The sequence below is a fragment of the Neorhizobium sp. T7_12 genome, assembly GCF_002968535.1.
GTDB lineage: Bacteria > Pseudomonadota > Alphaproteobacteria > Rhizobiales > Rhizobiaceae > Neorhizobium > Neorhizobium tomejilense.
Genome location: NZ_PVBK01000002.1, coordinates 300,054 through 324,189, shown reverse-complemented (window position 1 = coordinate 324,189; position 24,136 = coordinate 300,054). Strand labels below are relative to the sequence as shown.

Genomic DNA, 24,136 nt, shown 5'->3' with positions numbered 1-24,136 from the left:
GGCTTATTCGGCAGCGGCCCTCGCCTCGCCCTCATCCGGCGCATCGGCGCTGCCCGGCGCGGTTTCAGCTTGGAGATCCGGGAAGGCGACGATGCGCTTGCCCGAAAAGTCCGCATGCACGACGATCAGGCCCTGCTCCTCGAAATAACCGAGAAGGCGACGGGCGCGCCGCGCCGAGTGGGTGCCGTAGGCCCGGGCGATCCGCGCATCCGACGGGCATGGTTCGCCTGATATCGCCGCCTTCGCCATCAGCAGGAAAACGCCCTGCAGGTCATCCGAAACACCGGATGACAGCGACAGCGCCGTTCCCCAGGCCTCGCTGGAAGCGGTTTCCTCGTCGACACCCGAGCGGGCGATCGCCGTGCGGCGGCGGAATTCACTGAGCGAGAGCGGCGGACCCGGCAGGCGCCGCATCCGGGCGCGCACCAGAAAATCCTGATATAGGACGGAATCCGTCCGGTAGGCGGATTGCGGATCGTCGAGAATTTCCGACAGCACGGCGGACAGCCGTTCTTCGCGCTCTTCGGCGGACAATTCCGGCTGGGCGACGCGCGGCTCCTGCGGCACAGCCACGGCGGCGGGTGTCGAGCGGGACAGTTCGGCTAGGATATCCGTCGTCGGTCGCGGCGCCGGCGGGGCACGGCGGACCATCGGCCGGGTGAATTCTTCCGGATCCGGCGTGAAGATCAGGTCCTCGACATCCTGCGGTGCATCCGGCAGCGGCATCAGCTTCGGGCTCGAAGAGCGCGCCGACGTCTCGACCGTACCGATGACGATCGGCAACGGCCGGCGCGACAGAGCCGGGCCGAGAGCGACGAAATTGCCGCGCTTCAAGTCACGGAACATTTCCGCCTGGCGGCGGTCCATGCCGAGCAGGTCGGCGGCGCGGGCCATGTCGATATCGAGGAAGGTGCGGCCCATCAGGAAGTTCGAGGCTTCCGCGGCGACGTTCTTGGCGAGCTTTGCCAGCCGCTGGGTCGCGATGACGCCGGCAAGGCCGCGCTTTCGGCCACGGCACATCAGGTTGGTCATGGCGCCGAGCGAAAGCTTTCTGGCGTCTTCCGACACGTCGCCGCCGACCGACGGCGCGAACATCTGCGCTTCGTCGACCACGACCAGGACCGGATACCAGTATTCGCGGTCGGCATCGAACATGCCGTTCAGGAAGGCGGCGGCGGCGCGCATCTGCTCTTCGAGATCGAGGCCTTCGAGCGTCAGGACGCAGGAGACGCGATTCTTGCGGATACGGTTGGCGATGCCGGCAAGCTCGGCCTCGCTCCGCTCGCCATCGACCACCACATGGCCGAATTTTTCAGACAGCGTGACGAAATCGCCTTCCGGATCGATCACCACCTGCTGTACCCAGGGTGCCGATTGTTCCAGCAGGCGGCGCAGGAGATGCGACTTGCCGGAGCCGGAATTTCCCTGCACGAGCAGACGGGTCGCCAGAAGCTCCTCGATATCGAGTTTGGCCGGATCTCCCCCGGACACAATTCCCATATCGATGCCGACCTGCAATGCACTTACCTCGTATGCTGTCTCTTCGCGGTGACCGTTAGAGCCGCGACTCCGGAACTCTAACAGAGATCGGGATTCGTTTCGCCGGGCAAGATCGAAAATGCACAGGCCTTTGCGAAACCGCTCAGGATGCCGCGCGACGATAGAATGCCAGCGAGCCAGCAAGCGCCAGAAGCGCCCCGCCGCAGAGCCTGTCGAGCCAGAGCGCGCCCTTCTTCTTCAGAAGATGCACAGCCCGCGAGCCGAGCAGCGCATAACCGAACATGACGGCCATGTCGATCAGCGCGAAGACGAGTGCCAGGATCGCATATTGCTGAAACTGTGGCGCATCCGGCACGATAAATTGCGGCAGGAAAGCCGAAAAGAACAGGTATCCCTTGGGATTGGTCACCGCGACGAGGAAGCTCTTCAGGAAGATTGACGTTGCGGAACCCGAACCGGCCGCAGCATCGCCTGCCGTTACGTCAAGCGAGCCTTTCGAGCGCAGGAGCATCAGGCCGAGAAATGCAAGATAACCGGCACCCAGCCACTTGACGACCGAGAACCAGAATTCGGAGGCCGCCAGCAATGCGCCGAGGCCGAGCGCTACTGCGCCGATCAATACGAAGTCGGAGATCATCGCGCCCGCCATGCCCGGCAGGGCGCGGCGAAGGCCGTAACGCGAGCCGTTGGTGAGCGCCAGCAGCACCGTCGGCCCAGGCGTGGCGATGCCGATGAACGCGACGATCGCGAAAGCAAGCAGGGTTACGTCACTCATCGCTCTTCTCCTACCAGAGATGCCGGCCGTCGATGACCGTGTGAGGCCATTCCTCGGCATCGAAATCGTCGAACAATCGTGCATTCACGGCGATACGCCGGGTCTTGCCGTCCCAGGTGCCGTCCATCTGGAAATCCGGGCTGTCGCTATAGGTGGTGCAGCCGCATGTACCGCAGAAATGATGCGCCACCATCTTGGAATTCCATCGATAGACCTTGTCGGTCGCGGCATTGGCCGTGACCTTCACCTGCGTCGGCTCGTAATAGGCATGGAGCGCGCCGCGCCTTGAGCAGTAAGTGCAGGTGCAGCGGGTGAGTGCCTGCGGCAGTTCACCCTTGATCTCGAAAACGGTCTCGCCGCAATGGCAACGCCCGGTGATCATCAGCTGTTCCTCCTTGACGAAGCTCAGGCGGCTGCGCGCTTGAAGCCGACCGACAACAGGCCGGCACCGATCATCAACGAACCGCCGGTGCGGTTGACGATCCGCTGGACCTTCGGCTTGCGGATCGTGTTGCGCGCCATCGAGGCCAGCAGGCCGTAGAGCGTGGCGTTCAGGGTCGCGAGCACCAGGAAGGTCACTTCGAAGACCACCATCTGGAAGAACAGCGGCTGGCTGAGGTCCAGGAACTGCGGCAGGAAGGCCACGAAGAAGACGATGCTCTTCGGGTTCAGTGCGGTGACCACATAGGTGTGCAGGAAAATCTTGAAGGGTTTTACGGATGTCACCTCGGCCTCGCCGAGATCGGCGGCCCGCTCGGAAACCGGCGCGCGCCAGAGCTTGATGCCGAGATAGATGAGATAGGCGGCGCCCACCCATTTCAACACAGTGAAGAGGGCTGCAGAGGTCGCAAGCAATGCGCCCAACCCGAGCATGGACGCGGTCATCGCCGTGAAGTCACCCAGCGCCGTGCCGGCGACGGTGGCAGATGCCACCTTGCGGCCATGGCTCAGTGCATAGGAAATGACGAGCAGGATCGTCGGCCCCGGAATGGCCAGGAGAACCGAAGATGCGGCGACGAAAGCGAGCCAGTGTTCAAGCGACATGCGGATTCTCCTCCATGGAATAGAGGGAGCAAGCCACCGAATTTTTCAGTTTGCAAGCGGTGTTTATTCAGTCGTCATGCGCCAGCGATAGAGGGCATCCGGCTCTTTCTCCTCATTGCCTGAGCCATCAGTCTCCTCGGTTGCGACGAAACCATGCGTCTCATAGAAACGGCGGGCTGCGGTATTGCGCTGGAAGGTCCAGAGAAAAAGCTGCGGATGGGCTCCTTTGGCGATGTCCAGGAGCCGGGAACCGATCCCCTGCCCCTGCACGCTCGGCAGGATATAGAGCTGGTCGACCCAATCCTTGCGAAAGGCGATGACGCCGAGCAAGGTGCCGTCCCTTTCGGCGCCCCAGATGTCGCAGGTCGCGAAGAGATGCCCTCTCCAGTATCCACGATCCTCCTCCGGCGTGTGAAGCTGAGCGAGCCACGGCAGCCGTTCTTTGGAGGACGTACAGTGAACGCTCGCAGCCTCCGCCATATCGTCACGGCAAAGTTTGCGGAAAACGGCCGTCATTGTTTCAACTCCAGACATAGGACCTTCATGTGAGGCCCCGGCGGCAAGCCCGCCGGGGACCCATCTCAGTCTTTTCACAGCCGGAGGTCCCAAGGGATGAACCGGACATTTCCGCGGTCGTCCTCGAGTTCGGGGAAACCGACATCACGGCGCATCCGATTGGAAAGATCAGAGATTTGGTTCTCTTCTTGACGACGTCTCCAGGCTGCCAGGAGCAGTGCACCGGCCGTCTTCCAGACGCCATGTTCGCGGCAGAGTTCATGAACCGCAGCCGAAAGGGTGTCAGCAACCATAAATTGTGATTCACGCATGATTTTTCGTCCCGGCGCATGTCGCGACCAGGTCCTCTAAGATGAAGAAAGACGTGCGGATGCGGACGAGGAAACGCGGTAAACGCGTCGTCAGCCGGTCACGTCAGATCAATGGGAAAAGTGCCAAAACGGCGGAAATCCAGCCTTATACAGCCTGGAAGCACATGCCGGCCAGCATCGATGTGCGAGACACCGAGGCCATAATAGCCGTTCCGCCAGAAAGGCGCATATACATGGTAATGGACTTCATTTCACGCCTCCTGTGTTCGATTTGCGGAATGGATAAACAATACACGAGATCGCCCGATGAGCAAGCGCACAATCGCGAATTGCAGTCATCGCGAAAAAAGCGTGGCAAATAAGCCACATTGCTCGATGGTGCTCAGGCCCTGAGACCGAAACCCTGCATCAGGCGGCGGGTGGCGAAGTCGGGATTGCCGGAGGTGAAGACGGCGAAATCGTAATTGTCGGGGTGTTCGGCGCCCTCGACCAGCGGCACTTTTCGACGTGCCTGCCTGGCGATCGCCTCGGCGGGGTCGAGCCAATCCACCGGCCAGGGGGCAAGTCTGCGGAACACATTGGCCATGAAGGGGTAATGGGTGCAGGCGAGTACGACGATATCGGTTTTTCGGCCGTCCTTCTCGACGAAACACGGCGCGATCTCGGCCAGCACCGCCTCGTCGGAAATCGTCTCGCCGCGGATATAGGCCTCCGCCATGCGGGCGAGGTTCTGCGAACCGACGAGACGCACATGACACTGGGTGGCAAAAGACTGGATAAGGTCGCGGGTATAGGCGCGCTTGACCGTGCCGGGGGTCGCGAGAACGGAGACCAGGCCGGAGCGGGTGCGTTCGGCAGCCGGCTTGATCGCCGGAACGGTGCCGACGAAGGTCATCTTCGGAAAGGTTTCGCGCAGATCCGCACCGACCAGGGTGAAAGCGGTATTGCAGGAAATGACGCAGACTTCGGGATCGTATTCATCGAGGAGTTTTGCAAAGAGCGCGATCACCCTCTCGCGCAAGGCTGGCTCCTCCCAATCGCCGTAGGGGAAACCGGCATCGTCGGCGACATAGATGAAGCCGCGTTCCGGGATCAGCACGCGCGCCTCGCGCAGCACCGTCAGCCCGCCGATGCCCGAATCGAACATCAGAACGGGTTTCGATTCATTCGTCTGCGTCATTCCCCGTCTTCCCCCCAGATGCCCCTTTGGGCAGATCGGCCTTTTCAGGCTTCGGCCCGTCCTTTTTCGACCATCCGCGGGGAAAACGGTCGAGCGAGTTGATGACGCCCCGGAACACGCTGATCTCCTGCTCCGTAAAACCCCGCCGCGAGATGACAGCGCGGAGGTTGTCGATCATTCTTGGCTTTTTCGCGGGCGGATGGAAATAATTGCGGGCGTCCAATGCCTCTTCCAGGTGCTCGAACAGGCCAATGACCTGTTCCTTGGTGGAAGGACGCTGCTCGATCGGCAGGAAGACGGTCTCGGTGAGATCGTCCATGCCCGATTTCATCCATTCATAGGACATCAGAAGCACGGCCTGGGCGATGTTCAGCGAAGCGAAGGCGGGGTTGACGGGAAAGGTGACGATCTCGTCGGCGAGCGCAACTTCCTCGTTGGTGAGGCCCCAGCGTTCGCGGCCGAAGAGAATGCCGGTCTTCTCGCCCGCCTTGAACCTGGTGCGCAGGGTCTCGGCCGCGGTCACAGGCGAGCGTACCGGCTTGAAGCCGTAACGCTCGCGCGCCGTCGTCGCGTAGACGAAATTGAGGTCAGCGATCGCCTCTTCGAGCGTCTCGAACACCTTCGTGCCGTCGATGACGTGGTCGGCCTTGGAGGCGGCGGAGCGAGCCTTTTCGCTCGGCCAACCGTCGCGCGGCTTGACCAGGCGCAGTTCCGCGAGGCCGAAATTGGCCATTGCGCGCGCCACCATGCCGATATTCTCGCCGAGCTGCGGCTCGACCAGGATGACCGCCGGTCCTTCGGCTATGAGTTCGCGCTCGCTGTTCGTGCCTGACATTTCTGTTTCCGTATCCAAATCCGACGGCCGGAATACCGGTGCCTGAGGAAATCGGCAAGCCTCATGCCGTTGCGGGATAAAGCCTGCCCAGCATCGTGCCTATCATTTCGACGCCAACCCGACTGCCGTGCTTGAAGATCGGCAGATGGCGGCTGGCGGCTCGGCTCGGCTTGCGCTTTACCACGAAACATTCCGAACCGCGGGCCGAAAGCGCTCCGATAGTGTTCAATACATCCTCCAGCGCCGCCAGTACCTCACCTTCCGGCTTCTCTCCCGCCCGGACCGCATTGCGGGCGAAGATCCGCGCCCAGTAGGTAGCGCCGAGGAAGATGCCGAGCGTCTGGCGAACCTGGCCCGGACGGCTGACGACCGACCAGCTGGTGCCAAGCGGGCGCGCGGCGAGCGTGACCTCGCGATAGGCGGCATCGAGCTTGTGAGAGAGTGCGATGATCTCGAAACCGCTCCGGCCCTCCCTGACCGCGGAAAGAAGTTCGCGCAGGCCATCGAACCAGCGCCCCAGCGCGAGATCGAGGGTCGAGCGGGTCGATGCCGGGAAAACGAGGAAGGCGACGATGGTTCCCGCAATCGCGCCGATCAGCGTTTCCTCGATCCTGAGCTGCAGGAGGTCGAGGGTCAGCACCCCGGTCAGGCCATAGACCAGGCAGAGCACGATCGAGATGAAGAAGGTCATCGCCGCATAGGAAATCTGCAGGCAGTAGAAGCCGAGGAAGATGCAGAGCACCGCGATCGGCACGGAAACCAGCGGATAACCGCCGATCAGCGTTGCCAGCACCAGCCCGGATGCAATGCCGAGCAGCGTGCCGATCGAGCGCTGAAGGGCCCTGATCGCCGCATCGCCGCGCGACTTGGTGTTCGTGAAGATCAGGAAGGCAGTCAGCACCGCCCAGAACCAGCGGTCGCGCGACAACATCAGGCCGAAAACCATCGCCAGGCTCGATGCGGTCGTGATCTGCACCGCGGATCGCATCACCGGGTTCCTGAGCGAGAAATCGATTTTTGCCGACCCCGGCGCGGCAGCGGCATCCTCGATGGCCCGGAAACGGTCGCGTCGCCCGTCCTCGATGGCTTCCGTCAAGGCCATCCTGACCTTCTGCAGCCAGATCAGGGCGGCCGCGCTTTCCGCCACCCGGTCGCCGCCCGCGACCGCCGGGCTGGCGACGATCTTTTCGGCCATGTCCTGGTCGCCCTCGATCAGCGCATGGACGAGCATGAAGGGTGGCAGCGCCTCGAAGGAGAGGACGATCACGCTTTCCGCAGCGAGATGCACGTCGAAAATCTTCATCGTGAGGGACGTGAGCGGTTCGTCTTCCGGATCGATCGTGCCGTCTGCCGTGCGTGGAAGGAAACCTTCGGCCATCAGCACGACGTCCTTCAACCGCTCCTCGAGCTGCCGCAATTCGCGCCGATCGCTATCCGAGACGATCCCGCCGCTCGACAGAACCGCGAGCTTCATCAGGATATCGCCCACCCTGCCCTGGATCGCCACCAACGACTGCAGAAGATCGCGCCGCCAGTCGTCAGGCAGGAGATAGGTGCGGACCAGATGGCCGGTAACGACCGCAATCACCGGACCGATGGCCCCCAGCGGAAGGTCGGAAAGGCTCGGCTTGAGGTAGGCGCCCATGAAATAGGACGTAAACGCGAACATGCCGACTGCAAATCCGCGCGGTCCGTAGACGCGCCCGACGGTAGCGCCAGCAATGACGACCAGGAACATCGGATCGGAAATGTAGCGATAGTCTTCGAGCACCGCAGCCAGCCCGACGCAGACGAGGCTGACCACGCCGCCGATCAGCCGCGTCTTCAACTGGTCGGACGGCAGCCGGTCGCGGACAGCAACGCCGCCTTCGATGGACAGGATGATCGCAAGTCCGTAGGCGATCGTCGGCAACGCCAGGCCGGCGATGTGGATGAGCGCAAGGCAGGCCACCGCGGCGATGACGGTCAGGGTCACGCGTCCGGCCATGCGCAGGCGCGACAGCGCCGGGTCGTTGGCGAGCAGCCAGTCTCGGATCTTCGCGGCAAACCTCATCCACTACCTCAGGCGGGTGCCGATACCCGCTCCTGGCCGCCGACTATATCGCCTGGGCAAGGTTTGGCGAGACCGTGCATGGGTCTCAAGGCCACGATCGAAGAGCGACACGCGCCCGATCACCGCAGTGTTACTCGCCCTTGGCGATCGACTGCATCTCTTCGATCACCGAATCCCGCTCGCCGTCAGCGACGCGGTGGATGTCGTCGATGACCGGCTTGCCGGCTTCCTGGATGATGTCGAAATGCAGTTCGTTGACGCTGTCCTTCACCGCCGCCTCATCGACGCAGGTCCACATCTTGAAGGTTACGGTAACATCGGTCATGCCGTTGGCGCCCGGTGCCGAGGTCGTCTTGATGTCCTTCAACGGACAGCCGTCCTGCGACGAGGTTATCACGTCGTAGCCGAACGGATCGCCCGGCTGGTTATTTTCCGTGTCGTAGGCCGGGTGCTTGGCGGCTTCCGCATAGGCGCCCTGGAATTTCTTGCTGAACAGGCGCGACAACGGACCGGCATCGAAGATGTATTTCCATTCGCTGTCGACGGTATTCCAGTTGTCCTCGGTGATCTTCATCACCTCTTTCACGGGATCGGTCACATCAGCCGCCGCAGTGAGGGTCGAGATCAATGAAAAGGCAAGGGCAAGCGGCAAGGTCCGCATAAGATCAAATCCGGCTGTTGGAGAGCGATTTGGCCGGACATTAATCAGGCATTATGGTTTGGCAAGGGCAATCGTTCGCAGGTCCGGACGCGCCGCGTTTTCTCGCATGAAAAGCCGCATATGATGGCCTCAATGCCTTTGCGTTCCAGCCCGGCGATGTTATAGCGCACCCACTGGTGTCCACCCGTCGGGACCTTGAGGTCCCTTCTACGTCCAAGAGGAATTCCATGCAAAAGATCAAGGTAGCCAACCCGGTCGTCGATCTCGACGGCGACGAGATGACCCGCATCATCTGGCAGCTCATCAAGGACAAGCTGGTCCTTCCCTATCTCGATCTCGACATCGAATATTACGACCTCTCGGTCGAGAACCGCGACGCCACCAACGACCAGGTGACCATCGACGCCGCCAACGCCATCAAGAAGCACGGCGTCGGCATCAAGTGCGCGACGATCACGCCGGATGAAGCCCGCGTCAAGGAATTCAACCTCAAGGAAATGTGGAAGAGCCCGAACGGCACGATCCGCAACATTCTCGGCGGCGTCATATTCCGCGAGCCGATCATCTGCAAGAACGTGCCGCGCCTGGTTCCGGGCTGGACCAAGCCGATCGTCGTCGGTCGCCACGCCTTCGGCGACCAGTACAAGGCAACCGACTTCAAGTTCCCGGGCAAGGGCACGCTGTCGATCAAGTTCGTCGGCGAAGACGGCCAGGTGATCGAGAAGGAAGTGTTCAAGGCACCGGACGCCGGCGTGGCCATGGCCATGTACAACCTCGACGAATCGATCCGCGATTTCGCCCGCGCTTCGCTGAACTACGGCCTGATGCGCAAGTGGCCGGTCTACCTGTCGACCAAGAACACCATCCTCAAGGCCTATGACGGCCGCTTCAAGGATATCTTCGAAGAAATCTTCAACGCCGAATTCAAGGAACAGTTCGACGCGCTGAAGATCACCTACGAACACCGCCTGATCGACGACATGGTCGCAGCAGCGCTCAAGTGGTCCGGCGGCTACGTCTGGGCCTGCAAGAACTACGACGGCGACGTTCAGTCCGACATCGTTGCCCAGGGCTTTGGCTCGCTCGGCCTGATGACCTCGGTTCTGCTTTCGCCCGATGGCCGCACCGTCGAAGCGGAAGCCGCCCACGGCACCGTCACCCGTCACTACCGCCAGCACCAGAAGGGCCAGGAAACCTCGACGAACTCGATCGCCTCGATCTTCGCCTGGACCCGTGGCCTCGCACATCGCGCCAAGCTCGACGACAATGCCGACCTCGCCAAGTTCGCTTCGACGCTCGAAAAGGTCTGCGTCGACACCGTCGAAGCCGGCTACATGACCAAGGACCTGGCACTGCTCATCGGTCCGGATCAGCCGTGGCTCTCGACCACCGCCTTCCTCGACAAGGTGGACGAAAATCTCAAGGTGGCCATGGCTTCCTAAGTCCGGAAAATCGGCTAATCATTCGACGGCGGGGAGCAATCCCCGCCGTTTTCTTTTGTGAGGGAGTTTCGCCATGACCGCCAAGACGATACCTGCGATCATCCGTCCGCTCGAGCCAGCCGACCGCACCGCCTGGGAGCCGCTCTGGGAAGCCTATCTGCGCTTCTACGAGACCGTGCTGCCGAAGGAGATGTACGATGTCACCTGGAGCCGATTTCACGATCCCGCCGAGCCGATGCATGCCCTCGGCGCATTCGACGAGACCGGCAAGATGATCGCCATCGCGCATGTCATCTTCCACCGATCCTGCTGGCTGCCCGAATCGACGTGTTATCTGCAGGACCTCTATGTCAAGAATACCCTGCGCGGCCGCGGAACCGGCGCAGCGCTGATTGAAGCGGTGGCAGATCTGGCGCGCGCAAACGGCGCCGGGCGGCTTTATTGGCTGACGCAGGAGAGCAATGCCGCCGCACGGCGGCTCTACGACCGCATCGCCCAAAACTCCGGCTTCATCCAGTACCGGAAGGCGCTCTAATTCGCCCTGGCGCCTTGATTGAAAAGCAAGCTGCTCCAAAACATAGACATCACTGCCGGGAGGACCACATGTCAGATGAACTTGTGCTTTACACGAACCCGATGTCACGCGGGCGGATTGCCCGCTGGATGCTGGAGGAGGTCGGCGTCCCCTATCGTACCGAAATCCTGCATTTCGGCACAACGATGAAGGGCGACAACTACAAAAGCGTCAACCCGATGGGCAAGGTGCCGAGCATCGTGCACGGCAAGACCATCGTCACCGAATGCGCGGCGATCTGCGCCTATCTGGCGGATGTCTTTCCGCAGGCGGGTCTTGCCCCCGCCCCTGCCAAGCGCGCCGATTATTACCGCTGGATGTTCTTTGCGGCCGGTCCGCTGGAAGCAGCCGTCAGCAACCGCGTGCTCGGCTTCGAAGTGCCGAAGGAACGCGAGCGGATGGTGGGTTACGGCACCTATCAGGACGTCATGGATACACTGGAAGCGGCTGTCCGGGCGAACGCCTATATCGCCGGCGACACGTTCAGCGCCGCGGATGTCTATGTCGGCTCGCAGCTCGGTTACGGCTTGCAGTTCGGCACGATCGAAAAACGCGCCGCATTCGAACAGTACTTCGGCCGGCTCGCGCTACGCGAGGCTTATCAGCGGGCCAACAACAAGGACAATGCCGCGGCTGCCGAGCTGCAGAAGGCAGGATAGGCTTCAGGGATCAGCGATCGACACCGGCCGGCGATCGTTTGGGCGACGGTGTCGGTATCGGCTTCGCGTTGCCGGTGTCGAAACGCAGCATCCACTCATTGCTCATGGAGCTGGCAAGGATAACCGGCGCGACTGAAGGCTTTACAGGCTGAGTGCCGGCCGGCTGGATGCTGGCGGAACGGACCGCCAGGGGATCCGGCCGCTCGATCGGAACCGGGACATTCGTCGCCACCATCGGATCCGTGCCCGTCGCCGGGATCGACGCAACGTCGAATTCCTTCGCCTGGATCAGGCTGAACGGGTCGGGATTGCTCTGCACCAGGGCGAGCACGTATTCATCGACGGGCTTCGGCGGTGGCGTCTGCAGATCCCCGTCCCTGCCGCGCTTTTCGTAGAACGCATTGCCGCCGGCGACCGTGACATAATGCATGTTCTGATAGGGGAAACGTAAGCCGGCCGTGTGGAAGAACATGGCGTCCTTGACTTCCGGGTTCCGCTCGCCGCGAATGATCGCATCGACGGCGGCATCGAGTTCCGGAACCGTCGCCTCATTCATCGCCCGGGTCATCACGCCCGGTGCGAATTGCCGCTCCTGGGCGACGATGCCGCAAATGGTGGACGGATAGGCGTCGGAGGTCAGCCGGTTCATGATCACGGTGCCGACTGCCATCAGCCCTTCGCGGCTCGATCGCTGGGACTCGAAATACATTGCCCGCTTCATGCAGTCGCGATCGGCCGGCGTGTAATGGTAGACCTGTTTCTTCGAGACCGGCGCCGGCTTAACCGTCGTGGTGGTGGGAGAGATCGACGCTGTCGTCTGCGCCGACGTGCATGCCGACAGGAACATCATTCCAACCAGACCGATTGCCGGTCGGAGAAAGGCCTTATCGCTCGCCGTCATGAATATCCCCCCTGCGGTATAATTCCAGAAATCGCTACGGCGCGAAAAGGGATACCTTAAAAACTGATTCAGATCAAACGGCATATGAGACAATCAAAACTGTGCAGAAAATCGTTCCGGCTGCAGGTCGGCCCGACGGTAAGCCCCTCGAACCGAGGTCTTTCCGCGCGTGCCGGAACGACGTCTTACGACGGTCTTCCTAACGGAAAGTTGACTTCCCGCCCTGCAGTTCACGGCGGATATCCGGCGGACAGCTTACGAAGAAGCCACAGCGTCCGGCGGCCGGAAACGATGGAGGCCGACGCCGCTTCGCTCCTGCCTTGATCCTTAGCTTCGCAGCCCCGGCGCCTCGTAACCGGTGCGCTCCACATATTCCGTATAACCGCCGTCATAACGGTGGATGCCATCTGGCGTCAGTTCGAGCACGCGATTCGACAGTTCGGCGAGGAAATGCCGGTCGTGGCTGACGAACAGCATGGTGCCTTCGTATTCCGACAACGCCTTGATCAGCATTTCCTTGGTGTCGAGGTCCAGGTGGTTGGTCGGCTCGTCGAGGACGAGGAAATTCGGCGGGTCGAACAGCATGGCCGCCATCACCAGGCGCGCCTTCTCTCCGCCGGATAACACCCGGCATTTCTTCTCGACATCGTCTCCTGAAAAGCCGAAGCAGCCGGAAAGTGCCCGCAGCGACCCCTGCCCCGCGCGTGGAAACTGTTCTTCCAGCCATTCGAAGACGGTCAGGTCGCCGTCGAGGAGATCCATGGCGTGCTGGGCGAAATAACCCATCTTGACGCTGGCGCCGACCGAGACGCTACCCTCATCCGGCTCGGTCGAGCCCGTTACCAGCTTCAGCAGCGTCGACTTGCCGGCGCCGTTGATGCCCATGATGCACCAGCGCTCGCGCCGCTTCACCATGAAGTCGAGACCTTCGTAGATCGAGCGGCTGCCGTATCGCTTGGCGACATTCCTGATGTTGACCACGTCTTCGCCGGAACGCGGCGCGGGCTGGAATTCAAAGGCGACCACTTGCCGGCGTTTTGGCGGCTCGACGCGCTCGATCTTGTCGAGCTTCTTCACCCGGCTCTGCACCTGGGCCGCGTGGGATGCGCGGGCCTTGAAGCGCTCGATGAACTTGATCTCCTTGGCGAGCATCGCCTGCTGGCGCTCGAACTGGGCCTGCTGCTGCTTTTCGTTCTGGGCCCGCTGCTGCTCGTAGAAACCGTAGTCGCCGGAATAGGTGGTGAGCGACCCGCCGTCGATCTCGATGATCTTGGTGACGATCCGGTTCATGAACTCGCGGTCGTGCGAGGTCATCAGCAGTGCGCCGTCATACCCTTTGAGAAACTGTTCCAGCCAGATCAAGCTTTCGAGGTCCAGATGGTTGCTCGGTTCATCGAGCAGCATGACGTCCGGACGCATCAGCAGGATGCGGGCGAGCGCCACGCGCATCTTCCAACCGCCGGACAGCTTGCCGACATCGCCGTCCATCATCTCCTGGGTGAAGCTCAAGCCCGCGAGAACCTCGCGGGCGCGACCTTCGAGGCCGTAGCCGTCGAGTTCCTCGTAACGCGCCTGTACCTCGCCGTAACGTTCGATGATCTGGTCCATCTCGTCGAGCCGGTCCGGATCGACCATCGCCGATTCGAGTTCGTGCAGTTCGGCGGCGACGACGCTCACCGGACCGGCACCATCCATCACCTCGGTGACGGCGCTGCGGCCGGCCATTTCGCCGACATCCTGGTTGAAATAACCGATCGTGACGTTCTTCTCGACGCTGACCTGCCCCTCGTCTGGCGTCTCCGAACCTGTGACCATCCGGAAGAGCGTCGTCTTGCCGGCGCCGTTCGGGCCGACGAGGCCGATCTTCTCGCCACGGTTCAGCGCCGCGGAAGCCTCAATGAAGAGGATGCGGTGACTGTTCGATTTGCTGATGTTTTCGATACGGATCATGGGCGGCGGACTCGGGAGGTTTCATCACAACAAAAAGCCGGGTCGTCGCCGACCCGGCTTTTCTATCCAATCAATGCGAAGGTTATTCGGCGCTGTCTTCAGCGGCCTTCTTCTTCGGAGCAGCCTTCTTCTTCGGAGCGGCAGCTTCTTCGCTTTCGGCGGCTTCGTCAGCAGCCTCAGCCTTTGCAGCCTTCTTCGGAGCGGCCTTCTTCTTGGCCGGCTTTTCAGTGCCTTCCGAGCCTTCTTCGTCTTCAGCCATCAGCTCTTCCTTGGTCACGACCTTGTCGGTGACCTTGATCTCGGAGAGCAGCTTATCGACGACCTTCTCTTCGAAGATCGGCGCACGGAGCGAGGCGGAGGCGCCGGGGGTGTTGCGGAAGAAATCAAGGATTTCCTTCTGCTGGCCCGGGAACTGCTGGAGCTGCGCATAAAGGGCACGCTGCATTTCTTCCTCGGTCACTTCGACGCCGGCCTGTTCGCCGATTTCGGAGAGAACGAGACCGAGACGAACGCGACGTTCGGCAAGCTTGCGATACTCGACGCGTGCGTCTTCCTCGGTCGTCTCTTCGTCTTCGAAGGTCTTGCCGGACTGCTGCAGGTCGGTGTTGATCTGGCGCCAGATGTTGTCGAACTCGGCGTCGACGAGGCCCTGCGGGGTGTCGAACTGGTACATGCCGTCGAGCTGGTCGAGGATCTGACGCTTGACCTTCTGGCGGGTGACGTTGCCGTACTGGCTTTCGATCTGGCCGCGGACGATCTCCTTCAGGCGATCGACGGATTCGATGCCGAGCTTGGAGGCGAGTTCGTCGTTGATCTCAAGAGCGGCCGGAGCTGCGACTTCCTTGACGGTGACGTCGAAGGTGGCTTCCTTGCCGGCAAGGTTCGCGGCCGGATATTCGGCTGGGAAGGTCACGGTGATGGTCTTGTCTTCACCGGCCTTGACGCCGACGAGCTGGTCTTCGAAGCCCGGGATGAAGCGGCCGGAGCCGAGAACCAGTTCGGCATCTTCGGCGGTGCCGCCGTCGAAGGCAACGCCGTCGACCTTGCCGAGATAGTTCATGGTGACGCGGTCGCCATCGGCAGCCTTGCCCTTCTTGGTCTCGAAGGTGCGGGCGCTCTCGGCGATCTTCTCGATCTGCTCGTTGACTTCGTCTTCGGTGACTTCGACGACTTCGCGAATGACGGAAAGGCCGTCGGTCGGCTGCAGTTCGATCTCCGGGATGACTTCGTAGGAGAGCGTGAATTCGAAATCGACCTCGGCGTTGAGGATCTTTTCCGCTTCGTTCTCATCCTCGGTCATGGCGACCGACGGCTGGGTCGCCGACTTCTCGCCGCGGTCGGTGAGAATTTCGGTCGGACGCTCACGAACGATCTCGTTGACGAGATCCGCCATGATCGACTTGCCGTACATCTTCTTCAGATGGGCGATCGGCACCTTGCCCGGACGGAAACCGTTGATGCGGACCTTATCCTTGGCGTCGGCGAGGCGCACGTTCAGCTGCGCTTCCATATCCCGCTTGGGGATAACGACCTTGATTTCGCGCTTCAGCCCTTCAGCGAGCGTTTCGGTAACCTGCATTTTCATACCTTCATATCGTGGCGGCGGTGCTCAGACAGCCGTTGGTTTCAATGAGCACATCGCCGGAACTTTGAGAGACCGGCCGCGGCTTCAAGGAGCGCCGATCCTTTAGCCAGAACCGGCTCGGACCGCACTCCTGGCGGTTTTGATGCGGGGCGGTTCTGGTGCGGGTAGAGAGACTTGAACTCCCACGCCTTGCGGCACCAGAACCTAAATCTGGCGTGTCTACCAATTTCACCATACCCGCGCCCCAGCCGCGTCGAAAATCCTCGTCGCACAAGGCCTTCCGGAGCGCGCGTCTCTATATCACCCGTTTCGGCGCACGCAAAGGGAAAATGACGCTTTTTTGGCAGCTCCGAGAAACCGCGGTGGATAGGCGAACTTGCGCCCGCCGCGCCCGGTCGAACCGGCGATTATCGGGATATTTAACTTTTTATTAAATTCTAATGTGTACATTGGAATCAACGGCGATGTGAGCCATGCAATAACCGCATGCCATCCATACGGATATTGCACTGCACAATTTCGCTGCAATCTCATAATATGCAAATACAGAGATTGATTGAAGGTTTCGGTCTCTCTGGTTTGGACGGTTTGGCGCCCGCCTGAACGATGCAGATGCCCTCGGGAAGTCTCCCGTGACAGGAATTCGAGCCGCGCACTCCTCCTCCCAGCGCGGGCTTGATGGGACTGGCGATCCTCCTCCTCCCAAATCGCCAGTCGTTACAAATGACGCCCACCGGACCTCCTCCCCCGGTGGGCGTTATTTTTTGTCCTGCAGCATGCGACCTGCCTAAAACCAGCGCAAAATTTCAGCATTCCTGCATGGTAAACGATCTCGTAATGCGCCGGATGCATAGGTGGCATTCCGAATAGGCGCTGTTACTTTTTGCAGCGCAGCATATATTACCGGTCATGAGATTGAAGTCAGCGCCGAACGGGCCGCTGGCAAGGGCCTAGAAAGGGACAAGATCATGAACATCGCACAGAAGCTCACCACCTGGCGCAAGTACCGCGAAACCGTCAACGAGCTCGGCCGCATGAGCGACCGCGAACTCAACGACCTCGGCATCGGCCGCGCCGATATCCGCCGCGTTGCCCGGTCTGCCGTCGGCTTCTAAGCCTCGCACAGACATTGCTGCACTATCCAAAAGCGCTTCCTTCGGGAGGCGCTTTTTCTTTTTGTTCATGGAAATTTAAGACCTAAAATTCCTGCCTGATTTTCGACCTGCGCCACAAATTTCAGCGATCTCTTGCACATTTGCATGGCAGTCGCACATTTTTTGCACTGCACATTCTTATTATGCGGATGTATAAGACCCTCATCGCTGATGACGACAGAGCATCAGGAAAAGATCTTGAGGAAACAACCATGAACCCGATCCGTATCGCCAAGAACTGGATCAGCTACCGCCGCACGATGAACGAGCTTGGAAATCTTTCGAGCCAGGCCCTCAGCGACATCGGTCTGACCCGCTACGACATCCGCCACATCGCGGCTCGCTCTTTCCGCTAATCCGCTGCTCGCAGGCGGACCCGCACGGCACGAGGCCGTTGCGGCGAGGATAAAGCGGTCCGAGAGGACATCCAAGGACGTATCAAAGGCACCTTCTCGGGTGCCTTTTTGATTCCGGTCCGGCAAATGGCGTGATAATGAGCCGGCCATGAGCAATATTTCCACTTCCCCCACCTCTCCTGCTGCCATCCATGTCGTCGGCGGCGGCCTCGCAGGTTCAGAAGCCGCCTGGCAGATCGCCTCGGCCGGCGTGCCGGTGATTCTCCACGAAATGCGCGGCGTGCGCGGCACCGATGCCCACAAGACGGACGGGCTTGCCGAACTCGTCTGCTCGAACTCCTTCCGCTCCGACGATGCGACGGCGAATGCCGTCGGCGTCATCCATGCGGAGATGCGGCTTGCCGGTTCGCTGATCATGGCATGTGCCGACAGGCACCAGGTGCCGGCCGGCGGGGCGCTTGCCGTCGACCGCGACGGGTTTTCCGACGCGGTCACCGAGGCGATCGAAAGCCACCCGCTCATCACCGTCGTGCGCGAGGAGGTCCAGGGCCTGCCGCCGAAGGAATGGGATCTGGCGATCATCGCCACCGGGCCCCTCACCTCGCCGGCACTTGCAGCCGCGATCCAGGCGGAGACGGGCGAGGACCAGCTCGCTTTCTTCGACGCCATCGCGCCGATCGTGCACCGTGATTCGATCGACATGGATATCTGCTGGTACCAGTCGCGCTACGACAAGGTCGGTCCCGGCGGTACCGGTAAGGACTATATCAATTGCCCGATGGACGAGGCGCAATACAACGCCTTCGTCGACGCGCTGATCGCCGGCGACTCGGTCGGTTTCAAGGAATGGGAAGGCACGCCCTATTTCGACGGTTGCCTGCCGATCGAAGTGATGGCCGAACGCGGCCGCGAAACGCTGCGTCATGGGCCGATGAAGCCGATGGGTCTCACCAATGCTCATAATCCGACGGTGAAAGCCTATGCCGTCGTGCAGCTCCGACAGGACAACGCGCTCGGCACGCTCTACAACATGGTCGGCTTCCAGACGAAGCTGAAATACGGCGCCCAGGCGGACATTTTCCGGATGATTCCCGGCTTGCAGAATGCCGAGTTCGCACGGCTCGGCGGCCTGCACCGTAACACCTACATCCACTCGCCCGTGCTGCTCGATAAATCGCTGACGCTGAAAAGCCGGCCGGGCCTGCGATTCGCCGGCCAGATCACCGGTTGCGAAGGTTATGTGGAAAGTGCGGCCATCGGGCTGCTCGCCGGCCGTTTCGCGGCGGCCGAACGCAAGGGCGAAACGCTCCCGGCACCGCCTGCAACGACCGCTCTAGGCTCGCTGCTCGGCCATATCACGGGCGGACATCTGGTTTCGGACGACGAGCCAGGCAAGCGTTCGTTCCAACCGATGAACGTCAATTTCGGGCTGTTTCCGGAGCTGGAGCCGGGATCGATCGTCAAGCCGGAGGGCGTCAAGCGTTTCCGCGGCAAGGACAAGACAGTGATGAAGCGGCAGCTGCTCTCTGCCCGCGCGCTTCAGGATTGCGCTAGTTGGCTCGGTCGGGGCTGACATCCCCGGAAGGCGTCACCGGCTTTTCCTCCAGATCGCGATCGGCAATGCTGACATAGTTGTCGAGCAGCCAGAGGGCCACTTCGGCTGCCTCCTTTTCCGTCGAGAAGAGGTAGGTGCCGTTCTGCGTCGATGCGTCCAGAAACTCGACGGTGAACCCCTTGGCGTTCGGCAATGGGGTCACGCGTACTCGGCCAGGCTCGATCAGAAAGCAGGCGTAGTGATTGCGGTGGCTGCGCATGAAGCCGGCCTTGTTGTCGTGCAGGCGCACGAAGATGGCGTCGCCCTTGGCCGTCACATGCAGGCTGCGGATGGCCTCATTGGGAAAGGCACGGCCGAACTCGAGGATAGCCATCCCTGTATCATGCAGGTTGCCGTCCTTGTCCCTGTCCTTGCCGGACATTCGCGTGACGTAATAGGCAAGCGCCATGAGGAGTACGAAGATGATCGACCAGACGACAACGGGGCTCACACCGCTTCTCCTTATGATGGCGCCGGATTTGTGCTTCGTTCCTTAGCCGGCGAGCCTTGCGCGAATTTGGCGTCCGTCAAAAGCGCCTGGTGACGGAAGCCTTCATGAGCCGCAATTGGCGCCGCCACTGCGGCAGTTGCAGGGCAGAGTCGAGCACCGAGGCATCTGCACGCGCCGCCCGGCGCAGCACCGGTTCGGCAAGCGCCACAGGCAGATAGGCCGGAAAGACCGCTGCCGGGATAGCTCCCGACTTTCTCGCCTTGGCCAGATGCTCCAATCCAAGCCCGGCAAAAGCCTCGATCGCGGCGGAAATGCGCGGTCTGTCCTCGCCGCGCAGAAATGTATCACGGTCGAGCCCGGTCGCCGAGAGAATATCGAGCGGCAGGTAGAGCTGATGACGACGGCGATGGATCGGCATCAGCAGCAGGAAACCGGCGATCGCCTGCGCGACTCCCGCGTGGCCTGCCGCCTCCGCAGATTTTGCCGCATCGGCGGGAGAGAGAATCAGGCTCGCGAGCTGGATGAGTGCGGAAGCAGTCTCGCCGGCATAACCCTCGAGCGCGTTGCGATCGGTCAACGGATCGTCGTAGAGATCGAAAATGCGCGCCTCGATCATGTCGACGAGCGTTTGGCGCGGCAGGCGATAGGTCTCGACTGCGTCAAGTAGCCCGGCGACGATCGGGTTGCCGGTGCTGTCACCGTGAGCGTTGCCTTCGAGGAGGTCGCGCCACCATTGCAGGCGAATTTCGCCCGGAAGCGGCTCACGCACCACGTCGCGGACACGGGCAATCTCGGCGTTGAAGGCATAAAGCGCCGCAAGTGCGCCGCGCTTGTCCTCCGGCGACAGAAGACAGGCGAGATAACGGTCGCGATCGGTCTCCCTGAGCGTTGCGAGGCAGATATCGCCGTTCTGTCTGGCTGAATCGGCCATCTGTCAGACGGCAATCAAAGCTGCCGCGACGGCGCGCGATTCGGCCAGCATGATGTTGAAGGTGCGCACGGCAGCACCGGTACTCATGGGATCGGAGGCGATGCCCTTGGCTTTCAGCGCCGCCTTCACCTCAGCCGGGATGGGCTTGAGATTGGCGCCCGTGCCGACAAGCAACACCTCGATCTGGTTTGATTCGGCGAGCACCTTCATCAGGGAAGCGACCGTCAGCGGCTCACCTTCCTGCAGTTCCCAGCCGTGAACACCGGACGGAAGGCAGAGCAGCGAGCCGCGATGCGACATGTCGGCAAAACGGAAACCGCCATTGCCATAGGCATCGATCGGAGCGCGACCGGGGAAATGGGCGTCGCGGATTTCGATGCCTTTCGCCATGGGTCACATGCCTTCTCGAAGAGGTTGCGAGCCGGAGATGATCCGGTTCTTTGCGTTCGAGGCCCTGCAACAGGCAGGGCCCCCAGTATCGGCGACGCTTTAGGAAGCGGTTCCGGTCTTTGCAGGTTCGGTCTTGACCGGCTCGCCCTTGACGCGGACTTCGGCGATATAGGCGCGCATGGCGCGGATCTTTACGCCTTCGGCGATTTCGACTTCCACTTCGGTGTCGTCGACAACCTTGGTCACCTTGCCGGTTATGCCGCCGCCAAGAACGACCTGGTCGCCGCGGCGGATGTTGGACAGCGTCTCCTGGCGCTTCTTGGCATTGGCGCGCTGCGGACGGATCAGGAAGAAATACCAGACCACCATCAGCGGCGCGAACAGGAAGAGCATCTCAAGGCCGGAGCCGAACGCGGAGGCTCCCGGTGCTGCGGCTGGGGCCTGGGCGAATGCTTCGGTAATGAACATCGAAAACTCCTAAGATTACCGGAGACGCCGGGCCCCCGTTTCAAGCCGCCGGAATATAGTTGCGATAGGCCGGAATGCAACAGAAACACGCCAGCCGGCGTACCGAATCCACGGCTCTCAGGCTTTTGATGCACTAACGAGCATGTTACCGCAGCCAAAAGGCTCAAAAACTCGCCGATGCGACCGGAGAAACACCATGAGCAACGACATCAATACCCTGATCCTGACCGAGATCCGCAGGCTTGCGGATGCGCTGGAGCGGCTCGCCGGCCCTCCACCCGCCATCAACGACTGGAACGCCGCCGACTGCTTCGTCTGGGTACCGGCAAACCAGCGCCTGCAGCCGGTGCCGCGTCCGAACCGCGTCGCCCTGACGCTGATCCGGGGCGTCGACCATGTGCGCGATATCCTGCACGAAAACACCCTGCGGTTTGCGGAAGGCTTTGCAGCCAACAACGTGCTGCTGTGGGGCGCCCGCGGCATGGGCAAGTCCTCGCTGGTCAAGGCAGTGCACGAGGACGTGCGCGCCGCGACTGCGATTTCCCTGAAGCTCGTCGAAGTGCACCGCGAGGATATTGCCTCGCTCCCTGCCCTGCTCGATATCCTCAAGACTTCCGGCCAGCGCGTCATCGTCTTCTGCGACGATCTCTCCTTCGATCATGACGATACCGCCTATAAGTCGCTGAAGGCGGCGCTCGACGGCGGCATCGAAGGCCGGCCCGACAACGTTTTGTTCTACGCGACATCCAACCGCCGCCACCTCCTGCCGCGCCATATGATGGAGAACGAGCAGTCGACGGCGATCAACCCGTCCGAAGCGGTCGAGGAAAAGGTATCGTTGTCGGATCGGTTCGGCCTGTGGCTCGGCTTCCACAAATGCAGCCAGGACGACTACCTGACGATGATCAACGGATATGCCGAGTATTTCGAGCTTGGCCTCGACCAGCAGACGCTGCACCACGAGGCGCTCGAATGGGCGACCACCCGCGGCGGGCGTTCAGGCCGCGTCGCCTGGCAATATATCCAGGATCTTGGCGGGCGGCTGAGGAAGCCACTCTCCCGAGATTGAAACCCGGAAAAGCACTGAGAACGCAAAAAGCCCGGCACTGCCGGGCTTTTCTCCGTCCCCTGAAACGCACTACTTATTCAAGGAAGGTAATCGGGTTGACCGGGGTCGCGTCCTTGCGGACTTCGAAATGGACCTGCGGGCGTTTCGCGTCGCCGCTCATGCCGGAGGCGGCGACCGTCTGGCCGCGGGTGATCTTCTGCCCGCGCGTGACGTTGATACTGCCGGCATGGCCGTAAACGGTGACCTTGCCGTCGTCGTGACGGACGAGAACCGTGTTGCCGAGCTGCTTCAGGCCGTTGCCCGCATAGATGACAACGCCGTTTTCAGCCGCCTTGATCGGCGTGCCTTCCGGAACCGAGATGTCGATGCCGTCATTGCGGTTGCCGTCGACGTTCTGGCCGTAGCCGGCGATGACTGCGCCGTTGACAGGCCAGCGATACTTGCCGATGCCGGTAGACTGGGGCGCCACTGAAGCGGTGTCCGACTTCTTTTCGACGTCGGCGACCGATGCGTTATCGACGGCAGCCTTGGCTGCGGCCGGTGCCACAGACACCTGGGCAACCTGGGCAGGTGCAGCGGCGGTAGCCGGCTTCGGGGCCGCGGCTGCGGCCTTTTCGACCGGCTTCTGCGGAATGGATGCCGTCTTGACCGGATCGGCTGCCGGAGCGGCCGCGCCGTTTGCCACCTTCAGCGTCTGGCCGATGCGGACGCCGCCCGATGTCAGGTTGTTGGCGGCCTTCAGCTGATCGACCGGCGTGCCGGTTTCACGGGCGATCTTGGTGATCGTGTCGCCCGGCTTGACCACGTAGGTGCCGCCGACCGGCTTGCCGCCCGGAGGCGTCAGCTTGGCGGGTTCGGCCATCGCCTTGTCACGCGCCGGGGTCGGCAGGACGGCGAGTTTCTGATCGGGCTCCCGGGCAGGCGCCGGACCCTTATTCTGGAGGTCGATCGTGCCGGCGGCATTCTTTGCCGAATTCTGCGCCGTACCGAAGGTCGGGATAAGGACGGACTGGCCGGCAGCAACGGCGCCGCCGTTTGCCTTCAGGATTTCCTTTTCCGGAACGCCGTAACGCTTGGAGAGCGTCGAGACCGTTTCGCCGGGCTTCAGGGTCACCTTGGGAGCGTTGACCGTGGACCAGCCGGACATCGGCTTCGGGGTCGTGCCGGTGACGACATTGTCGGCCTTCAGCGTCGAAGCGGACGGAGCGACAAGCGTGTTGGCGGCCGGCTGACGACCCGGGAATGGCTGGGCGAGCGCCTCCTGGCGAGCCGTGTCGCGGCCCATCGGGGCGGCGCTACGCTGCGCCGTGGCGCCAGTCGGAGCTGCGAGTTCGGTTCGCTGCACGGCAACGGGAGCGGATGCGGTGCGCGCCGGAGAGGTGTAGCCGCCGGAATTGCCCGGATAGGGCTGAGCCATGGCTGCGTTGCGCGAGCCGTAGTCGTTCTGCGGGATCGGCGGCAGCGCCTGAGCCTGGCCGGAGCCGAGATCTGCCTGCGGGGTCGGTGCACGGCCATAAGCCCCGCCACCCTGTCGCTGCGGAATGGACGCCGTCGTTATGTTGTCGGATTTCGAAAAGAGCCCCGAGAAACGGGTCGCGTCCGAACTGCACCCTGTCGCAGCGCTGGCAAGCAGTGCCGCGACAGCAAATTTGATTACGGATTTTCCGAATTTCGGAGAACTCTTCATACGCATGACTCGCTTACAGATACGCCACCATCGTGAGAGTCATTAAAGCG

Annotated in this window: 24 protein-coding genes and 1 tRNA gene; 7 read left to right on the top strand and 18 right to left on the bottom strand. The window is 61.7% G+C overall.

Features of this window, described 5'->3' with window-relative positions:
- Positions 1 to 3: 3 nt before the first annotated feature.
- The 9 genes from C5J26_RS07525 to C5J26_RS07475 form a co-directional block, all read right to left on the bottom strand.
- Positions 4 to 1,518: an ATP-binding protein gene (locus C5J26_RS07525; RefSeq protein WP_105401201.1), complete on the bottom strand. Its 1,515-nt coding sequence runs from the start codon at positions 1,516 to 1,518 to the stop codon at positions 4 to 6.
- 124 nt (positions 1,519 to 1,642) lie between these two features.
- Entirely contained in the window at positions 1,643 to 2,275 is a 633-nt protein-coding gene (locus C5J26_RS07520; RefSeq protein WP_105401200.1) for a LysE family translocator, read from the bottom strand.
- A 10-nt stretch (positions 2,276 to 2,285) separates the two neighbouring features.
- The gene (locus C5J26_RS07515; protein WP_105401199.1) at positions 2,286 to 2,657 is read right to left on the bottom strand and encodes a GFA family protein; all 372 of its coding nucleotides are present in this window, start codon (positions 2,655 to 2,657) and stop codon (positions 2,286 to 2,288) included.
- A 23-nt stretch (positions 2,658 to 2,680) separates the two neighbouring features.
- A complete protein-coding gene (locus tag C5J26_RS07510; protein WP_105401198.1) occupies positions 2,681 to 3,319 on the bottom strand; it encodes a LysE family translocator in 639 nt (212 codons plus the stop codon).
- A 63-nt stretch (positions 3,320 to 3,382) separates the two neighbouring features.
- On the bottom strand, positions 3,383 to 3,835 hold the full coding sequence (locus C5J26_RS07505; RefSeq protein ID WP_105401197.1) for a GNAT family N-acetyltransferase: 453 nt from the start codon (positions 3,833 to 3,835) through the stop codon (positions 3,383 to 3,385).
- A gap of 693 nt (positions 3,836 to 4,528) precedes the next feature.
- Entirely contained in the window at positions 4,529 to 5,326 is a 798-nt protein-coding gene (gene murI / locus C5J26_RS07490; RefSeq protein ID WP_105401194.1) for a glutamate racemase, read from the bottom strand.
- Complete coding sequence (locus C5J26_RS07485; RefSeq protein ID WP_105401193.1) at positions 5,310 to 6,161, bottom strand: RNA methyltransferase; 852 nt, start codon at positions 6,159 to 6,161, stop codon at positions 5,310 to 5,312. The genes murI and C5J26_RS07485 overlap by 17 nt, the downstream gene beginning before the upstream one ends.
- A 61-nt stretch (positions 6,162 to 6,222) precedes the next feature.
- The gene (locus C5J26_RS07480; protein ID WP_105401192.1) at positions 6,223 to 8,214 is read right to left on the bottom strand and encodes an FUSC family protein; all 1,992 of its coding nucleotides are present in this window, start codon (positions 8,212 to 8,214) and stop codon (positions 6,223 to 6,225) included.
- A 130-nt stretch (positions 8,215 to 8,344) separates the two neighbouring features.
- Positions 8,345 to 8,875 (bottom strand): hypothetical protein, encoded by a 531-nt coding sequence (locus C5J26_RS07475; RefSeq protein WP_046667949.1) that lies wholly within the window; start codon positions 8,873 to 8,875, stop codon positions 8,345 to 8,347.
- A 227-nt stretch (positions 8,876 to 9,102) separates the two neighbouring features.
- Between C5J26_RS07475 and C5J26_RS07470 the strand changes: the two genes are divergently transcribed.
- The 3 genes from C5J26_RS07470 (at position 9,103) to C5J26_RS07460 (ending at position 11,550) form a co-directional block, all read left to right on the top strand.
- Positions 9,103 to 10,317, top strand: a complete 1,215-nt coding sequence (locus tag C5J26_RS07470; protein ID WP_105401191.1) for an NADP-dependent isocitrate dehydrogenase — start codon at positions 9,103 to 9,105, stop codon at positions 10,315 to 10,317.
- An 88-nt stretch (positions 10,318 to 10,405) separates the two neighbouring features.
- Complete coding sequence (locus C5J26_RS07465; RefSeq protein ID WP_105401437.1) at positions 10,406 to 10,852, top strand: GNAT family N-acetyltransferase; 447 nt, start codon at positions 10,406 to 10,408, stop codon at positions 10,850 to 10,852.
- 68 nt (positions 10,853 to 10,920) lie between these two features.
- The gene (locus C5J26_RS07460; protein ID WP_105401190.1) at positions 10,921 to 11,550 is read left to right on the top strand and encodes a glutathione S-transferase family protein; all 630 of its coding nucleotides are present in this window, start codon (positions 10,921 to 10,923) and stop codon (positions 11,548 to 11,550) included.
- Positions 11,551 to 11,560: 10 nt separating this feature from the next.
- On the opposite strand, the gene C5J26_RS07455 is transcribed toward C5J26_RS07460, so the two are convergent.
- The 4 genes from C5J26_RS07455 to C5J26_RS07440 all read right to left on the bottom strand — a co-directional run bounded on the left by C5J26_RS07455 (position 11,561) and on the right by C5J26_RS07440 (position 16,227).
- Complete coding sequence (locus C5J26_RS07455) at positions 11,561 to 12,451, bottom strand: cell wall hydrolase (RefSeq protein ID WP_245441116.1); 891 nt, start codon at positions 12,449 to 12,451, stop codon at positions 11,561 to 11,563.
- A gap of 327 nt (positions 12,452 to 12,778) precedes the next feature.
- Positions 12,779 to 14,401 carry an ABC-F family ATP-binding cassette domain-containing protein gene (locus tag C5J26_RS07450; protein WP_105401189.1) on the bottom strand — a complete coding sequence of 541 codons (1,623 nt, stop codon included), beginning with the start codon at positions 14,399 to 14,401 and terminating at the stop codon, positions 12,779 to 12,781.
- A gap of 82 nt (positions 14,402 to 14,483) precedes the next feature.
- Positions 14,484 to 15,980, bottom strand: coding sequence for a trigger factor (gene tig / locus C5J26_RS07445; RefSeq protein ID WP_105401435.1), 1,497 nt, complete (start codon positions 15,978 to 15,980; stop codon positions 14,484 to 14,486).
- A 162-nt stretch (positions 15,981 to 16,142) separates the two neighbouring features.
- A tRNA-Leu gene (locus C5J26_RS07440) sits at positions 16,143 to 16,227 on the bottom strand.
- A gap of 727 nt (positions 16,228 to 16,954) precedes the next feature.
- On the opposite strand from C5J26_RS07440, the gene C5J26_RS07435 reads away from it, so the two are divergent.
- The 3 genes from C5J26_RS07435 to trmFO all read left to right on the top strand — a co-directional run bounded on the left by C5J26_RS07435 (position 16,955) and on the right by trmFO (position 19,069).
- Positions 16,955 to 17,101, top strand: a complete 147-nt coding sequence (locus tag C5J26_RS07435) for a DUF1127 domain-containing protein (RefSeq protein ID WP_080951229.1) — start codon at positions 16,955 to 16,957, stop codon at positions 17,099 to 17,101.
- 251 nt (positions 17,102 to 17,352) lie between these two features.
- Complete coding sequence (locus C5J26_RS07430; protein ID WP_007762204.1) at positions 17,353 to 17,496, top strand: DUF1127 domain-containing protein; 144 nt, start codon at positions 17,353 to 17,355, stop codon at positions 17,494 to 17,496.
- Between the two features lie 148 nt (positions 17,497 to 17,644).
- Complete coding sequence (trmFO, locus tag C5J26_RS07425; protein ID WP_105401188.1) at positions 17,645 to 19,069, top strand: methylenetetrahydrofolate--tRNA-(uracil(54)-C(5))-methyltransferase (FADH(2)-oxidizing) TrmFO; 1,425 nt, start codon at positions 17,645 to 17,647, stop codon at positions 19,067 to 19,069.
- Here trmFO and C5J26_RS07420 read toward each other — a convergent pair.
- From C5J26_RS07420 to yajC, 4 genes are all read right to left on the bottom strand, one after another.
- Positions 19,047 to 19,499 (bottom strand): hypothetical protein, encoded by a 453-nt coding sequence (locus tag C5J26_RS07420; RefSeq protein ID WP_105401434.1) that lies wholly within the window; start codon positions 19,497 to 19,499, stop codon positions 19,047 to 19,049. The genes trmFO and C5J26_RS07420 overlap by 23 nt on opposite strands.
- 118 nt (positions 19,500 to 19,617) lie before the next feature.
- The gene (locus tag C5J26_RS07415) at positions 19,618 to 20,472 is read right to left on the bottom strand and encodes a phytoene/squalene synthase family protein (RefSeq protein ID WP_105401187.1); all 855 of its coding nucleotides are present in this window, start codon (positions 20,470 to 20,472) and stop codon (positions 19,618 to 19,620) included.
- A 3-nt stretch (positions 20,473 to 20,475) separates the two neighbouring features.
- Positions 20,476 to 20,862 (bottom strand): Mth938-like domain-containing protein, encoded by a 387-nt coding sequence (locus C5J26_RS07410; protein ID WP_105401186.1) that lies wholly within the window; start codon positions 20,860 to 20,862, stop codon positions 20,476 to 20,478.
- Positions 20,863 to 20,961: 99 nt separating this feature from the next.
- On the bottom strand, positions 20,962 to 21,330 hold the full coding sequence (gene yajC / locus C5J26_RS07405; RefSeq protein ID WP_105401185.1) for a preprotein translocase subunit YajC: 369 nt from the start codon (positions 21,328 to 21,330) through the stop codon (positions 20,962 to 20,964).
- Positions 21,331 to 21,526: 196 nt separating this feature from the next.
- Between yajC and C5J26_RS07400 the strand changes: the two genes are divergently transcribed.
- Positions 21,527 to 22,399, top strand: coding sequence for an ATP-binding protein (locus C5J26_RS07400; RefSeq protein ID WP_105401184.1), 873 nt, complete (start codon positions 21,527 to 21,529; stop codon positions 22,397 to 22,399).
- Between the two features lie 73 nt (positions 22,400 to 22,472).
- Here the strand turns inward: C5J26_RS07400 and C5J26_RS07395 are convergent, their stop codons facing one another.
- The gene (locus C5J26_RS07395) at positions 22,473 to 24,092 is read right to left on the bottom strand and encodes a peptidoglycan DD-metalloendopeptidase family protein (RefSeq protein ID WP_105401183.1); all 1,620 of its coding nucleotides are present in this window, start codon (positions 24,090 to 24,092) and stop codon (positions 22,473 to 22,475) included.
- Positions 24,093 to 24,136: the final 44 nt, after the last annotated feature.

Coding starts and splice junctions, on each gene's coding strand:
- C5J26_RS07520 (WP_105401200.1), bottom strand. CDS start 2,275: ATGAGTGACGTAACCCTGCTTGCTTTCGCGATCGTCGCGTTCATCGGC.
- C5J26_RS07515 (WP_105401199.1), bottom strand. CDS start 2,657: ATGATCACCGGGCGTTGCCATTGCGGCGAGACCGTTTTCGAGATCAAG.
- C5J26_RS07510 (WP_105401198.1), bottom strand. CDS start 3,319: ATGTCGCTTGAACACTGGCTCGCTTTCGTCGCCGCATCTTCGGTTCTC.
- C5J26_RS07505 (WP_105401197.1), bottom strand. CDS start 3,835: ATGACGGCCGTTTTCCGCAAACTTTGCCGTGACGATATGGCGGAGGCT.
- murI (WP_105401194.1), bottom strand. CDS start 5,326: ATGACGCAGACGAATGAATCGAAACCCGTTCTGATGTTCGATTCGGGC.
- C5J26_RS07485 (WP_105401193.1), bottom strand. CDS start 6,161: ATGTCAGGCACGAACAGCGAGCGCGAACTCATAGCCGAAGGACCGGCG.
- C5J26_RS07480 (WP_105401192.1), bottom strand. CDS start 8,214: ATGAGGTTTGCCGCGAAGATCCGAGACTGGCTGCTCGCCAACGACCCG.
- C5J26_RS07475 (WP_046667949.1), bottom strand. CDS start 8,875: ATGCGGACCTTGCCGCTTGCCCTTGCCTTTTCATTGATCTCGACCCTC.
- C5J26_RS07470 (WP_105401191.1), top strand. CDS start 9,103: ATGCAAAAGATCAAGGTAGCCAACCCGGTCGTCGATCTCGACGGCGAC.
- C5J26_RS07460 (WP_105401190.1), top strand. CDS start 10,921: ATGTCAGATGAACTTGTGCTTTACACGAACCCGATGTCACGCGGGCGG.
- C5J26_RS07455 (WP_245441116.1), bottom strand. CDS start 12,451: ATGACGGCGAGCGATAAGGCCTTTCTCCGACCGGCAATCGGTCTGGTT.
- C5J26_RS07450 (WP_105401189.1), bottom strand. CDS start 14,401: ATGATCCGTATCGAAAACATCAGCAAATCGAACAGTCACCGCATCCTC.
- tig (WP_105401435.1), bottom strand. CDS start 15,980: ATGCAGGTTACCGAAACGCTCGCTGAAGGGCTGAAGCGCGAAATCAAG.
- C5J26_RS07435 (WP_080951229.1), top strand. CDS start 16,955: ATGAACATCGCACAGAAGCTCACCACCTGGCGCAAGTACCGCGAAACC.
- C5J26_RS07430 (WP_007762204.1), top strand. CDS start 17,353: ATGAACCCGATCCGTATCGCCAAGAACTGGATCAGCTACCGCCGCACG.
- trmFO (WP_105401188.1), top strand. CDS start 17,645: ATGAGCAATATTTCCACTTCCCCCACCTCTCCTGCTGCCATCCATGTC.
- C5J26_RS07420 (WP_105401434.1), bottom strand. CDS start 19,499: ATGGCGCTTGCCTATTACGTCACGCGAATGTCCGGCAAGGACAGGGAC.
- C5J26_RS07415 (WP_105401187.1), bottom strand. CDS start 20,472: ATGGCCGATTCAGCCAGACAGAACGGCGATATCTGCCTCGCAACGCTC.
- C5J26_RS07410 (WP_105401186.1), bottom strand. CDS start 20,862: ATGGCGAAAGGCATCGAAATCCGCGACGCCCATTTCCCCGGTCGCGCT.
- yajC (WP_105401185.1), bottom strand. CDS start 21,330: ATGTTCATTACCGAAGCATTCGCCCAGGCCCCAGCCGCAGCACCGGGA.
- C5J26_RS07400 (WP_105401184.1), top strand. CDS start 21,527: ATGAGCAACGACATCAATACCCTGATCCTGACCGAGATCCGCAGGCTT.
- C5J26_RS07395 (WP_105401183.1), bottom strand. CDS start 24,092: ATGCGTATGAAGAGTTCTCCGAAATTCGGAAAATCCGTAATCAAATTT.